The following is a 13,154-nucleotide window of genomic DNA, read 5'->3' as shown; positions in this document are numbered from 1 at the left end:
TTCTACGAGTGACGGATTGACTAAATCGTCACTCGTAAGTATGGTCGAGGCTTCCTCAGGGTTGGAGCTTCGCCATGCGCTTGTCCGTATCTGCCCGTCTGCTGACCCTGGCCGCCCTGGCCCTGGCCGGCACCTCGCTTTCCGCCTGTGACAAGCCTGCCCCCGACCCGCGCACGGCGGAGCGTCTGGTGCGTGTGGCCACGGCCCAGCCGGCCGCCCGTGAGGAGCGGGCCTTCGTCGGCGTCATCACCGCCAAGGTGCAGAGCGGCCTGGGCTTCCGCGTGGCCGGCAAGGTCACGCAGCGCCTGGTGGACCCGGGCCAGACGGTGAAGGCCGGCCAGCCGCTGATGCGGATGGACAACACCGATTACCTGCACGCCATCACCACCCAGCAGGGCCAGGTGGCCATGGCCAAGGCCACGCTGACCCAGGCCCGCGCGGACGAGGTGCGCTATCGCGCCCTGGTGGGCAGCGGCGCCGTCTCCCCCTCCGCCTACGACCAGAAGAAGGCCGCCGCCGACAGCGCCCAGGCCCAACTGGACGCCGCCCAGGCGCAGTTGCGCGTGGCGCAGGACGACAGCGCCTACACCACCCTGGTGGCGGATGCCGACGGCACGGTCATGGACACGGCGGCCGAGCCCGGGCAGGTGGTCACCGCCGGCCAGATCGTGGTGCGGCTGGCCCATGCCGGCCCGCGCGAGGCGGCGGTGAACCTGCCGGAAACCATGCGCCCAGCCGTGGGCTCCACCGCCAGCGCCACTCTGTACGGTGGCACGGCGCGGGTCACGGCGACCCTGCGCCAGCTGTCGGACGCGGCCGACGCCCAGACCCGGACCTATGAGGCCCGCTACGTCCTGGACGGTCCCGCCGCGCAGGCGCCCCTGGGGGCCACGGTGACGGTGCGGCTGGCCCAGGGGAACGACGACGCGCCGCCCGTCTCCATCCCGCTGGGCGCCCTGGTCGACGAGGGCAAGGGCCCCGGCGTCTGGGTACTGACGGCGGAAGCCGCCGGCGACCCCATCAATGGCGATCGGGCCACCATCGCCTTCCGCCCGGTCAAGGTCGGGCAGTTGGGCGCCGAGGATGCCATCCTGCTGGGCGGGCTGGCGGCCGGCGAGCGGGTGGTGGCCCTGGGCGGCCATTTCCTGCACGCGGGCGAGCGTGTGCGCATCGCCCAGGCGGTGGCCGTGGCGAAGGAGAGCGGCAAATGAGCGGCTTCAACCTGTCCGCCCTGGCGGTGCGCGAGCGGGCCATAACCCTGTTCCTGCTGGTGGCCATCACCCTGTCCGGCGTCTACGCCTTCCTGAAGCTGGGCCGTGCCGAGGATCCACCCTTCACCATCAAGGTCCTGACGGTCAGCGCCGTCTGGCCCGGCGCCACGGCGCAGGAGATGCAGGACCTGGTGGCGGAACCGTTGGAGAAGCGCCTGCAGGAGCTGCGCTGGTACGACCGGGTGGAAACCTTCACCCGGCCGGGCATGGTGCTGATGACCCTGTCCCTGCAGGACAAGACCCCGCCGTCGGCCGTGCCCGAGCAGTTCTACCAGGCGCGCAAGAAGCTGGGGGACCAGGCCCGCACCCTGCCGTCGGGCGCCCTGGGCCCCTTCGTGAACGATGAGTATGCCGACACCGACTTCGCCGTCTACGCCGTGAAGGCGCCGGGCATGCCCGCCCGCCAACTGGCCCGCGAGGCGGAAACCCTGCGCCAGCGGCTGCTGCATGTGCCGGGCGTGAAGAAGGTGGACATCCTGGGCGAACGGCCGGAGCGCATCTTCGTCGACTTCACCTACGCCCGCCTGGCCACCCTGGGCATCAGCGCCCGCGACATCTTCGACGCGCTGGCGCGGCAGAACACGGTGACGCCCGCCGGGTCCATCGACACCGATGGCCCCCAGGTCTTCATCCGCCTGGACGGCGCCTATGACGACCTGGAGAAAATTCGCGACACCCCCATCGTCGCCGGCGGCCGCACCTTCCGCCTGGCCGACGTGGCTGAGGTGAAGCGCGGGTATGAGGACCCGCCCACCTACCTGATCCGCCATGACGGCGACCCGGCCCTGGCCCTGGGTGTGGTCATGCAGGATGGCTGGAACGGGCTGGAACTGGGCAAGGCGCTGGACGCGGAAGAGAGGAAGATCGCCGCCGAGCTGCCGGTGGGCCTGACGCTGTCCAAGGTCAGCGACCAGGCGGTGAACATCCACGAGGCGGTGGGTGAGTTCATGCTGAAGTTCTTCGTGGCCCTGGCGGTGGTGATGTTCGTCAGCCTGGCCAGCCTGGGGTGGCGCGTGGGCATTGTCGTGGCCGCCGCCGTGCCCCTGACCCTGGCCGCCGTCTTCGTCATCATGCAGCTGACCGGCCGCGCCTTCGACCGCATCACCCTGGGCGCCCTGATCATCTCCCTGGGCCTGCTGGTGGATGACGCCATCATCGCCATCGAGATCATGGTGGTGAAGCTGGAGGAAGGGTACGACCGCATCAAGGCCGCCGCCTACGCCTGGAGCCACACGGCCGCCCCCATGCTGTCCGGCACCCTGGTCACCATCATCGGCTTCACGCCCGTGGGCTTCGCCCATTCGACGGCGGGGGAATACGCCGGCAACATCTTCTGGATCGTGGGTTTCGCCCTGATCACCTCCTGGGTGGTGGCGGTGGTGTTCACCCCCTATCTGGGCGTGAAGCTGCTGCCCAACATCCGGCCCATACCCGGCGGGCATGCCGCCATCTATGCCACCCCCCGCTATCAGCGGCTGCGCCGCCTGATCACTTGGGCGGTGGACCATCGCGGCCGGGTGGCCCTGGCCGTGGTCGGCGCCTTCCTGCTGGCCGGCGCGGGCATGGGCTTCGTCAAGCAGCAGTTCTTTCCCACCTCCGACCGGCCGGAGATCATGGCGGAGGTGCAGATGCCCGAGGGCACCAGCATCGAGGCCACGGCGGCGGCGGCGAGGAAGGTGGAGGATTGGCTGCGCCGGCAGCCCGAGGCCAAGATCGTCTCCAGCTATGTCGGCCAGGGCGCCCCGCGCTTCTTCCTGTCCTACAATCCCGAGCTGCCCGACCCGTCCTTCGCCAAGATGATCGTCCTGACCCCGGACGACAAGGCGCGCGACCGGCTGAAGGAAAAGCTGCGCCAGGCCATCGCCGATGGCCTGGCGCCGGAGGCCCGGGTGCGGGTGACGCAGCTGGTGTTCGGCCCGCCCTCGCGCTTCCCCGTCATGTTCCGGGTTTCCGGCCCGGACTTGGGCGTGCTGCGCGGCATCGCGGATCAGGTGCAGGCCGTCATGCGGGCCAACCCGGACACCCGTCTGGTGAACCAGGACTGGGGCGAGCGCACGCCCACCCTGCACTTCGTCCTGGACCAGGACCGCCTGCGCCTGATCGGCCTGAACCCCAGCGACGCAGCACAGCAGTTGCAGTTCCTGCTGACCGGCGCCCCGGTGACCGAGGTGCGCGAGGACATCCGCGTGGTGCAGGTGACGGCGCGCAGCGCCGGGCCCGACCGCCTGGACCCCGCCCGCCTGGGCGACATGACCCTGACCAGCGCCGACGGCCGGCTGGTGCCGCTGAGCCAGATCGGCCATGTCGAGGTGCGGGCGGAGGAGCCCATCCTGCGCCGCCGCGACCGGGTGCCCACCATCACCGTGCAGGCCGACATCGACGACGCGTTGCAGCCGCCCCAGGTGTCCATGGCCATCGAAAAGGCCCTGGCGCCCATCATCACCACGCTGCCCGCCGGCTATCGTATCGAGATGGGCGGCAATATCGAGGAAGCGGGCAAGGCCAACGCGGCGCTGGCCCCCATCTTCCCCGTGATGGCGGCGCTGATCCTGCTGGTGCTGGTGCTGCAGACCAGGTCCCTGTCGGCCATGGCCATGGTGTTCCTGACGGGCCCCCTGGGCCTGGTGGGCGCCGTGCCGGTGCTGCTGATCTTCCACCAGCCCTTCGGCTTCAACGCCATCCTGGGCTTGATCGGCCTGTCAGGCATCCTGATGCGCAACACCCTGATCCTGATCGGCCAGATCCACACCAACCAGGAGGAAGGGCTGTCGCCCTATCACGCGGTGATCGAGGCCACGGTGCAGCGCGCCCGCCCCGTCATCCTGACGGCGCTGGCCGCCGTGTTGGCCTTCATCCCCCTGACCCAGTCGGTGTTCTGGGGGTCCATGGCCTATGTGCTGATCGGCGGCACGGCCGTGGGCACGGTGCTGATCCTGGTCTTCCTGCCCGCCCTCTACGCCCTGTGGTTCAAGGTGAAGGCGGACGGGGCGGCGGCGACGCACGCGGACGTGCCTCACTATCCCAGGGCGGTGCCGGCGGAGTGACGATGGCGGCGTGAAAAAAGCCCCGGCCAGGGTGACCCGGCCGGGGCTTTTGTTAACAGACGTCGCCTACTTGGCCTCACCGTCCGTCCGGTACTTCTTGAACCAGGCCAGGATGGCGTTGGTTTCGCCCACCAGTTGCGACGGGCGTTCGGCCAGGCCGCCGTGGCTGGCGCCGGGCACGCGGATCAGGGCGGTGGGGATGCTGCGCAGTTGCAGGGCGGCGTAGTACTGCTCCGCCTCGCTGGGGGGCGTGCGGTGGTCTTCCTCGCCCACCATGACGGCGGTGGGTGTCTTGACGTTGCCCACCAAACTCAGCGGTGAGCGGCGCCAGTACTGCTCCGGATCCTCCCACGGCATCTTGCCGAACCAGTACTTGGCCATGAAGGTGAAGCCGTCCACGGTCAGCACCTCGCTGGCCCAGTTGATCACCGGCTTTTGCGTCACCGCCGCCTTGAAGCGGTCGGTCTTGCCCACGATCCAGGCTGTCAGCACGCCGCCGCCGGACCCGCCGGTGACGAACAGGTTGTTGGGATCGACCGAGCCCTTGGCGATGGCGGCATCCACCACGCTCATCAGGTCGTCATAATCCTGGGACGGATAGTTGTGGTGGATCTGGTTGGCGAAGCTTTCGCCGTAGGACGTCGAGCCACGCGGGTTGGCGTAGACGACGACGTAGCCGGCGGCGGCGTAGAGCTGATCCTGCGTCGACCAGACGGGGCCATAGCTGGCGAAGGGGCCGCCGTGGATTTCCAGGATCAGCGGGTACTTCTTGGCCGGGTTGAAGTCCGGCGGCGTCACCATCCAGGCGCCGATGGGCAGGCCGCCAGCGCTGGAGGTCACGGGCAGCGGCCGCACCTGGGCCAGGGTCTTGCCGGCGAACAGGCTGGCGTTCAGGGTGGTCAGGCGCTTCTGCTCCCCGGGCCGGTGCTGAGGCCGACATCGGCCGGGTGGGTGGGATCACCCCAGGGGAAGGCGACCGCGCCGTCCTTGGACACGCTGAAGCCGCCGCCGGAATAGGGGCGGTCCAGCTCGCTGCCCGCCAGGCCCTCGGCCACCGTCGTGATCTTGCCGTCCAGGGTGACGCGGGCGACCTTGGTGACGCCCTGGTCGGTGTAGGTGGCGTAAAGGCTGCGGCCATCCGCCGCCCAGCGCGGGCTGCCCAGGTCGCGATCAAAGCCGGCGGTGAGCGCGCGCACGTCGGTGCCGTCGGCGTTCATGACCGACAGCACGCTGTTCTGGTAGCCCAGTTCCTTGTCATCGAAGCCGACGAAGGCGATGCGCTTGCCGTCCGGCGACACCACGGGCTCCTGGTCCGGCCCATGGCGGGTGGTCAGCTGGGTCAGGCCGCCGGTGGTGGTGTCGACGGAAAAGATATCGGAATTCAGGGGATCGCGTTCCCAATCCTTGTCGTGGTTGGTGCTGAACACGATGTGGCGGCCGTCCGGCATCCACGACAGGGCGCCGCCATCGTCATACGCGCCGCTGGTCAGTTGGCGCGGCGCGCCGCCATCGGCCGGCACCACGAAAATGTGGTTGAAGCCGGGGCGGACATAGCCCTCGCCATCCTCACGATAGTTGATCTGGGTGATGACCTTGATGGGGTCGGCCCACTTCGCCCCCTCCGGCGCCGCGAGGGGGGAGCCTAAGCTGGTCCCCTCCTCCGGCACGAACATGGTGAAGCCGATCTGCTTGCCATCCGGCGACCAGGCGATGTCCGACGGGCCTTCGGGCAGGGCGGTGATGGCGGCACCGGTACCGCTACCTCCGCCGGACAGCCAACGCACCCAGATCTGCGGCTTGTCACCCGGCCCCTTGGCGACATAGGCCAGGCGGGTGCCGTCCGGCGACCAGCGTGCCCGGCTGCTGCCCGGCACGCCCAGCGGCACCTGCTGGCCGCTGGCCACATCCACCAGCCAGACCTCGCTGCGGGCGTTGTCGGTCAGGATATCCTCGGACGAGCGGGTGTAGGCGATGCGCTTGCCATCCGGGCTGATCTGCACGTCCTTGGCCTGCGACAGGGCGAAGGCGTCGCGCGGCGTCAGGGTATGGGCCGGGGCCACGGCCTCCGGCGTTGTCGAGGCGGGGGAAGCGGCGTGCGCCAGGGCGCAAGGTGCGACGCCGAGCGTCAGGGCCAGCGCGAACGCCGCCCGGTGCAAACGTGAGGTCATATGGGTCCCATGTGCCTGGTTTTTCTGACGTCCGGGCCCCGCTCCCGGAACAGGCGCCAGCCTGTCACGTTTGCCGCCCCGCCGCCAGCAAGGAGCTTAAGCGACAGGACGCTAGCCGTTGGCGCGCAGGACGGCCAGGAAGCGGTCGACCTGGCGGTCCAGGCCCCGCGCGTCGCGCGACAGATCCTGGGCGGCGCGCAACACCTGTCCGGCGCCGTCGCCCGCCTCGGCCATGGCACCACTGACGGTGGTGATGCGCTGGCTGACCGCCGCCGTGCCCATGGACACCTGTTGGATGTTGCGGCTGATCTCCAGCGTGGCGGCGCCCTGCTGCTGTACCGCCCCGGCGATGCGGCCGGCGATCTCGGCGATGGTGCGGACAGTGGCGATGACGGCGTCGATGGCGGCCACGGCCTCCAGCGTCGCGGTCTGCACCCCACCCACCTGTTCCGCGATGTCGACGGTGGCCCGGGATGTCTGGGTGGCCAGCGCCTTGACCTCACCGGCCACGACGGCGAAACCCTTGCCCGCCGCACCGGCGCGGGCGGCCTCGATGGTGGCGTTGAGGGCCAGCAGGTTGGTTTGGCCGGCCACGGCGCTGATCAGGTCCACGATTTCACCGATGCGCTGGGCCGCTTGGTCCAACTGGCGCATGCGGTCGCCGTTGCGCTCGGCTTGGCCCACGGCGTCGGCCGCGATTTGCGCCGCCCGCACCGCTTGCGCGGCGATCTCGTCGCTGGCGGCGGAAAGCTGCTCCGTCGCGGCCGCGATGGTCTGCACGTTGGCCAACGCCTGCCGCGCCTCGCCCTGCATCTCATCGGCTTCGCGCACCACGCGGGCCGCCGTGTGGTTCAGACCGTCGGCCACGCCGGTCATGGTGTCCACCGCCTGGCCCAAGGCCCTGACCAGGGTGGCGACCTCGCTCTCGAAGTCAGTGGCCACGCCCATCAGGGCCTGGTGCCGTTCCGCCGCCGCCTGGTCCTCCAGCGCCTGCTGCCGCGCCCGCAGCTCCGCCACGTGCAGGGCCTGTTCCTTGAACACCTGCACCGCCCGCGACATGGCGCCGATCTCGTCCCCCCGCTCGCGGGCGGGCACGGCCACGTCGGTGTCACCGCCGGCCAGCCGCCCCATGACGGCCGTCATGACCTGCAAGGGCCGCGACAGGTTGGTGCCGATCACGGCCGCTAGGCCGCAGACGATGGCCAGAACCAACCCGCCCACACCCATCAGCCGGTCCCGCGTGGCCCAGACGCCGGCCAGCAGGGTGGCGCGCGGCGCGGCGACGGCGAAGCCCCACACCTCCCCGGCCCGGCCGAAGCGCACCGGCACCATGACCACCGCCATCTCCGCCTGGGTCTTCGGATCGCGGAAGACGCCCTCATGCGGCCTGCCATCCGCCACGGCGGCCAGCAGGTCGCGCGCCCATGCCTCCTGGACGGGCTGGCCCAGCCGGGCGGCATCCGGGTTGGCGACCCATTGGCCGCTATCCTGCGTCCCATCCTTCCGGGCGGGCGCGCTGGACACCAGCAGGGCGTAGCCGTCCCCCCAGGGACGCAGGGCCCCGACGTCGGCCTGGATGCGCTTCAGGCTGAGATCGGCGGTGGCCACGCCCAGCGCCTTGCCATCCACCAGGATGGGCGCCACCACCGTGGTCATCAGCACCCGGGTCTGGCCCACCTCATAAAAATAGGGCGGCGTCACCGCCTCCCGCCGCTCCCGCAGGGGGCGGTGGTACCAGTTTTCCTCCGCCGGATCGCCGGTCATGGGTGTGGTTTCCACCCCCGTGCCGCCATCGGCGTGGCGGTAAGCGTACAGCATCAGCCGCCCGTCGGCGTCCCCCTGGGGCGTGCCCCTGTAGCGGCCATCGCCGCCATCGGCGTTGGGTTCCAGCCCGGCATAGATGCCGGTGATGTCGGGGTTGGCATCCAGCACCCGGTTCAACGCGCGGCCATAGGCGGCCCGGTCCAGGCCCCCGTCCTGGATGAGGGAGGCCGTCCAGGCGGCATCGGTGCGGGCGGCGGCCAGGGCGTCGTCGATCACGCCCACGATCTGGCGGGACTGGCTGGCCGCCATCTCCGTCATCAGGCGGCGGGCGGCCTCTTCACTGGCGCCGACCTGCACCTGCACGGCATAGGCGATCAGGCTGGCGATCCCCAGCGCTGTGACGGCCAGCAGCGGCAGCATGATGCGCAGCCGCAGGGAAAGGTTCTTGAAGACCGGCACGGCTGGCGCCCCCTACATCCTGACCCGACGGTGGTCCCAATGGTGGGGAGAAAGTGTGCCCTATCGCCAGCCGTACCCAAGTTAACTTTTTAAAAACAAGCGCTTGTCACATCCCCGTCATATGGCGCCCGCGGCATCACGCCGCCCGCACCGCGGTGACGAAGCGGCTGACCTGTTCGTCCAGGGCCTTCAACTGCTGCGCCAGTTCGCCGGCGGTGCCCAGCACGTGGCTGGCGCGGTCGGCGCTGTCCACCACCACATCGCTGACGGCATGGATGTTGGTGGTGACGGCCCGGGTGCCGCGGGCGACGATACTGGCGTTCTGGGAGATTTCCCGCGTCGCCGCCCCCTGCTGCTCCACGGCGGAGGCGATGTTGGCCGCCACTTCCTGCGCGCGGGCCGACACCTCGGCGATGGAACGGACCTCGGCCACCGCCCGGCTGCTGGCCTGCTGCGTCGCCTCGATCTGGGCCGTGATGTCCTCCGTCGCCTTGGCCGTCTGGTTGGCCAGGCTCTTGACCTCCGAGGCCACGACCGCGAAGCCCTTGCCCGCCTCCCCGGCCCGCGCCGCCTCGATGGTGGCGTTGAGGGCCAGCAGGTTGGTCTGGCTGGCGATCTGGGTGATCAGGTTCACGATCTCCGTGATCTTTTCCATCTGGCCAGCCAGATGCTCGATGGTGCGGCGGGCGGTTTCGGCGCGGGTGGCTGTGTCGGTGGCGATCTCGGCGCTTTGGGTCACGCGCGTGGCGATTTCCCCGATGGAGGCGGACAGCTGCTCCGCCGCCACCGCCACCGTCTCCACGCTGGTGGACGTCTCATCCGTGGCCGCACGCACGGCGTCGCTGCTGCGCCGCGCGTCGGCCAGTCCCGCCGCCAGGTGATTGCTCTGCGCATCGACCTGGCCGCTGGCCTGGGACACCAGCTTCAGGACGGAGGAGACGTTGGCCTCGAAATCGCTGGCCAGCCGTTCCGCCAGGGCGCGGCGCTTGCGCTCCGCCTCCTCCTGCATCTGGGTTCGTTCCTGGTGCAGCTTGGCCACCTCGGTCGCGTTGCGCTTGAACACCTCCAGCGCGCGGGCCATGGCACCGATCTCGTCCCGCCGCTCCACCGCCGGCGTGGGCACGTCGATGGCGCCCTCGCTGAGCGCGATCATGGTGCCGGTGATCTCATCGATGGGCCGCGCCACCAGGCGATAAGTCACGAAGCCCAGCAGCAACACCAGCACCGCCACCGTGCCGCCCGTGGCCACCAGGATCAGCATGCCCAGGGAGCGCAGGGGCCCGAAGGCCTTGGCCGCGTCCATGGTCACGCCCACGTACCAACGGGCCGAGGGCAGGTCCTTGATGGGGTAGAAGGAGATCAGGGTGTCGCCCTCTTGCTCCGGCGTGCGGCCCAGGTGCTTCTGGATGTCGAAGCCGTCGGCCAGCTTCTTCATCACCCGGTCCTTGTCGGGGTGGACCAGCACCGTGCCGTCGCCGTCGATCAGGAACACCTGGCCGTTGCCGCCCAGGTCGAAGGACTTGAGGAAGGTCTTGACCATGTCCAGGTCAAGGTCGCCGGCGGCCACGCCCGCCAAGGCGCCATTCTTCATGACCGGGCTGGCGATGGTCAGCACCAGGTTGCCACCCGACGCGCTGACATAAGGCTGCGTCATGATGGTCTGCCGCGCGCCATCGGCCGCCTTGTACCAGCCGCGCTGGCGCGGATCATAGCCGGGCGGCAAATCCAGCGCCGGGACCATGGTGAAGACGCCGGCGGCGTCGCCGTAATAGACGGGGCTGAAGGTGCCGCTCAGCGTCGGCCCCCGCAGCAGGCTCATGACCGGGGCGCCGTCACCGGCCGCCACGTCGTCGGCCAGGTTCCGCACCAGCGAAACGCGGCCCATCAGCCATTTCTGGATGCCATCGGCTGCCGACTCGCCGGTTGATTTGATCTGTGTATTGATTTGTGTGGTTAGAGTATCGCCGGATACAGAATAAATCACGTATCCCAGTACACTGAACGCCAAGGCCACAAATATTGCGGTGAAAGCAACAATCCTATAGACAAACTTCGTTCGTTTGCCCGACTGCTCAATTGCGCGCATGCCAGCATACTGTGTGGAGTTCATTGCCCCCTCGCACTGTCATGTCTGTTATAGGGGCGGTCAAGGCCAGCCCCATTAAGCAACAGACTAGATCAGATTCCAGGGTTGTTAAACGCCAAATTTTTGCATCTGCGAGAAGTTTTCCGCGTCTGCACCTTTAAAGAGCAATCGCCTTCGCCCGGAGCAGGAGACATCTTGGCTTCGAGCGGACCTAGGCCGACCTGCGGATGGATTGCGGCGGCGCGTGGCCGAGGTGGAGGACTACACCCGACGCATGGGGCCCTAGGCCAGCCGCATCCGCGCCGTGAGCCCCGGACGGTTGTCCGTCAGGTCTAAGGCGCCGCCGTGCAGCTTGGCGACGGCGCTGACAAGGCTGAGGCCCAGGCCCACGCCGGGGGTGCCGCGGCCGGCGTCACCGCGATAGAAGCGCTCCGTCACCCGGGGCTTTTCCTCATCGGGGATGCCGGGGCCGTTGTCGCTGACCGACATCTCAACCTTGCCGTCGGCGCCGCTGGCGACCTGCACCACGATCGCGCCGCCCTCGGGCGTGAACTTCAAGGCGTTGTCGATCAGGTTGCCCACCGCCTGGGCCAGCAGCACGGGGTCGCCCGGGATGGTCGCCATGCCCGTGTCCCCTTGGCCCAGGTCCCCTTGGAAGGCCAGGGAAACGCCCTTCAGCTCCGCCGCCGGCAGGTAGAACTCCACGGCCCCGGCCGCCACCTCCGCCACGTTGACCTCGGCGAAGCCGGAGCGGCGGGCGCCGGTGTCGATCTCCGCCAGGCGCAGCAGGGCGTTGAAGATGCCGATGACGCGGTCGACGTCGGCCACCGCCCCGTCCACCTCGGCATAGGTCTCGGTCACGGAGGGGCGGGTGACGCTCACCTCCTCCAACCGCGAGCGCAACTCCGCCAAGGGGGTGCGCAAATCGTGGGCGATGGCGTTGGAGACGTTGCGCACGCCGTGCACCAGATGCTCGATCTGGTCCAGCATGCCGTTGATGGTGCGCGACAGGGTGTTGAACTCATCCTGCCCCCGGGCGGTGGGCAGGCGCCGCGACAGGTCACCCTGGACGATGCCGGTGACGGTGCGGCTCAGGTCGTCGATGCGGCGCAGCACCGCGCGGCGGATGAGGAAGCCGCCCAGCATACCCAACAGCAGCAGCACGCCCATGGCCGCCAGCAGGCTGTACCAGAAGCGCTGTTCCAGGGGACGGAAGTGGGCCATGTCCCGCGCCACCAGCAGGTGATAGCCGCCGGGCAGAACCATGTGGACCAACCGCGCCTGTATCGTCTTGCCGTTGAGCGTGATGGGCGCGGTGTAGGCGCCTGGACGCTCCGGCACGTCGGCGGGCCAGGCCGGCAGGTTGCCGGCCAGCACGGCATGTGCCGGATCGGTCAGCAGCAGGATGCGCTCCGCCGCGATCTGCATGCTCATGCGTTCGTTGAGGAAGGCCGCCAGCCCGTCGGGTCCGCGCTGGCGGAACACCTCGGCGAAGCGCTGCGCGTCCTCCTGCAATATCTCGGTGCGGCCGTCATCGATGGTGACCCGCCAGGCATAGCCCAGGGGTGCGGCGAACAGCACCAGGGTCACCAGCCCCAGCAGCACATAGCTGAGCGCCAGGGTGAAGGCGGAGGAGCGCAGGGGCAGAACGGGGGCGGGCGCCACGTCAGCCCCCGGCCGTCATCATGTAGCCGGCGTTGCGCACCGTGCGCAGCAGCGGCGGCTCCCCCTCCCCTTCGATCTTCTGGCGCAGCTTGCTGATGTGCACGTCGACCACGTTGGTCTGGGGATCGAAGTGATAGCCCCAGACCCCTTCCAACAGCATGGTGCGGGTGACCACCTGGTCGACATGCCGCATCAGGTATTCCAGCAGCTTAAACTCCTGGTTCTGCAGGGCGATGGCGCGCTCCCCCCGCGTGACCTTGCGCGACAGCAGGTTCATGCGCAAATCCCCCACCGCCAGGCTGGTTTCCGGGGCGGCGCCGGTGGGCGAGCGGCGCATCAGCGCGTCCAGCCGGGCCAGCAGCTCGCCGAAGGCGAAGGGCTTGGTCAGGTAGTCGTCACCGCCGCTGCGCAGGCCCTTGATGCGCTCATCCACGCTGCTGAGCGCGCTCAGGATCAGCACCGGCGTCTGGGTCCCCATCTTGCGCAGGGTCTCGATGATGGTCAGGCCATCGATGTCGCCGGGCAGCATGCGGTCCATGACGATGACGTCGAACGGTTCGCCGGTCGCCTGGAACATGCCGTCGCGCCCGTTGTCGACATGCTCCACGGTGTGGCCCGCCTCGCGCAGTCCCTTCACGACGAAGCGCGCCACCCGCTCGTTATCCTCGACCAACAGCACCTTCATGGCAGCACCCTC

8 protein-coding genes are annotated in these 13,154 nt (G+C 69.3%); 2 read left to right on the top strand and 6 right to left on the bottom strand.

From position 1 onward, the window contains the following. The first annotated feature begins 74 nt into the window (after positions 1–74). Both ULB03_RS20620 and ULB03_RS20615 read left to right on the top strand, forming a co-directional pair. Positions 75–1,211 (top strand): efflux RND transporter periplasmic adaptor subunit, encoded by a 1,137-nt coding sequence (locus tag ULB03_RS20620; protein WP_322484952.1) that lies wholly within the window; start codon positions 75–77, stop codon positions 1,209–1,211. Next, a complete protein-coding gene (locus ULB03_RS20615) occupies positions 1,208–4,315 on the top strand; it encodes an efflux RND transporter permease subunit (protein ID WP_322484951.1) in 3,108 nt (1,035 codons plus the stop codon). The genes ULB03_RS20620 and ULB03_RS20615 overlap by 4 nt, the downstream gene beginning before the upstream one ends. A 66-nt stretch (positions 4,316–4,381) precedes the next feature. Here ULB03_RS20615 and ULB03_RS20610 read toward each other — a convergent pair whose 3' ends face one another. The 6 genes from ULB03_RS20610 to ULB03_RS20585 all read right to left on the bottom strand — a co-directional run bounded on the left by ULB03_RS20610 (position 4,382) and on the right by ULB03_RS20585 (position 13,142). Further along, positions 4,382–5,155 carry an alpha/beta hydrolase family protein gene (locus ULB03_RS20610; protein WP_322484950.1) on the bottom strand — a complete coding sequence of 258 codons (774 nt, stop codon included), beginning with the start codon at positions 5,153–5,155 and terminating at the stop codon, positions 4,382–4,384. A gap of 59 nt (positions 5,156–5,214) precedes the next feature. Next, positions 5,215–6,483, bottom strand: coding sequence for a TolB family protein (locus tag ULB03_RS20605; protein ID WP_322484949.1), 1,269 nt, complete (start codon positions 6,481–6,483; stop codon positions 5,215–5,217). 111 nt (positions 6,484–6,594) lie between these two features. Further along, positions 6,595–8,706, bottom strand: a complete 2,112-nt coding sequence (locus ULB03_RS20600; RefSeq protein WP_322484948.1) for a methyl-accepting chemotaxis protein — start codon at positions 8,704–8,706, stop codon at positions 6,595–6,597. 136 nt (positions 8,707–8,842) lie between these two features. Continuing rightward, on the bottom strand, positions 8,843–10,792 hold the full coding sequence (locus tag ULB03_RS20595) for a methyl-accepting chemotaxis protein (protein ID WP_322484947.1): 1,950 nt from the start codon (positions 10,790–10,792) through the stop codon (positions 8,843–8,845). 282 nt (positions 10,793–11,074) lie between these two features. Continuing rightward, positions 11,075–12,457 carry a sensor histidine kinase gene (locus ULB03_RS20590; protein ID WP_322484946.1) on the bottom strand — a complete coding sequence of 461 codons (1,383 nt, stop codon included), beginning with the start codon at positions 12,455–12,457 and terminating at the stop codon, positions 11,075–11,077. Between the two features lies 1 nt (position 12,458). After that, positions 12,459–13,142, bottom strand: a complete 684-nt coding sequence (locus ULB03_RS20585) for a response regulator transcription factor (RefSeq protein ID WP_145729245.1) — start codon at positions 13,140–13,142, stop codon at positions 12,459–12,461. Between the last annotated feature and the right edge of the window lie 12 nt (positions 13,143–13,154).

Source organism: Nitrospirillum goiasense, from assembly GCF_034427435.1.
Lineage (GTDB): Bacteria > Pseudomonadota > Alphaproteobacteria > Azospirillales > Azospirillaceae > Nitrospirillum.
The sequence above is the reverse complement of the archived record's forward strand: the minus strand, read 5'-3'. Positions and strand labels throughout refer to the sequence as shown.

Bases quoted from the DNA above. Each gene is read 5' to 3' on its own strand.
- ULB03_RS20585 (WP_145729245.1), bottom strand. From the start codon at position 13,142: ATGAAGGTGCTGTTGGTCGAGGATAACGAGCGGGTGGCGCGCTTCGTC.
- ULB03_RS20620 (WP_322484952.1), top strand. From the start codon at position 75: ATGCGCTTGTCCGTATCTGCCCGTCTGCTGACCCTGGCCGCCCTGGCC.
- ULB03_RS20595 (WP_322484947.1), bottom strand. From the start codon at position 10,792: ATGCGCGCAATTGAGCAGTCGGGCAAACGAACGAAGTTTGTCTATAGG.
- ULB03_RS20615 (WP_322484951.1), top strand. From the start codon at position 1,208: ATGAGCGGCTTCAACCTGTCCGCCCTGGCGGTGCGCGAGCGGGCCATA.
- ULB03_RS20605 (WP_322484949.1), bottom strand. From the start codon at position 6,483: ATGACCTCACGTTTGCACCGGGCGGCGTTCGCGCTGGCCCTGACGCTC.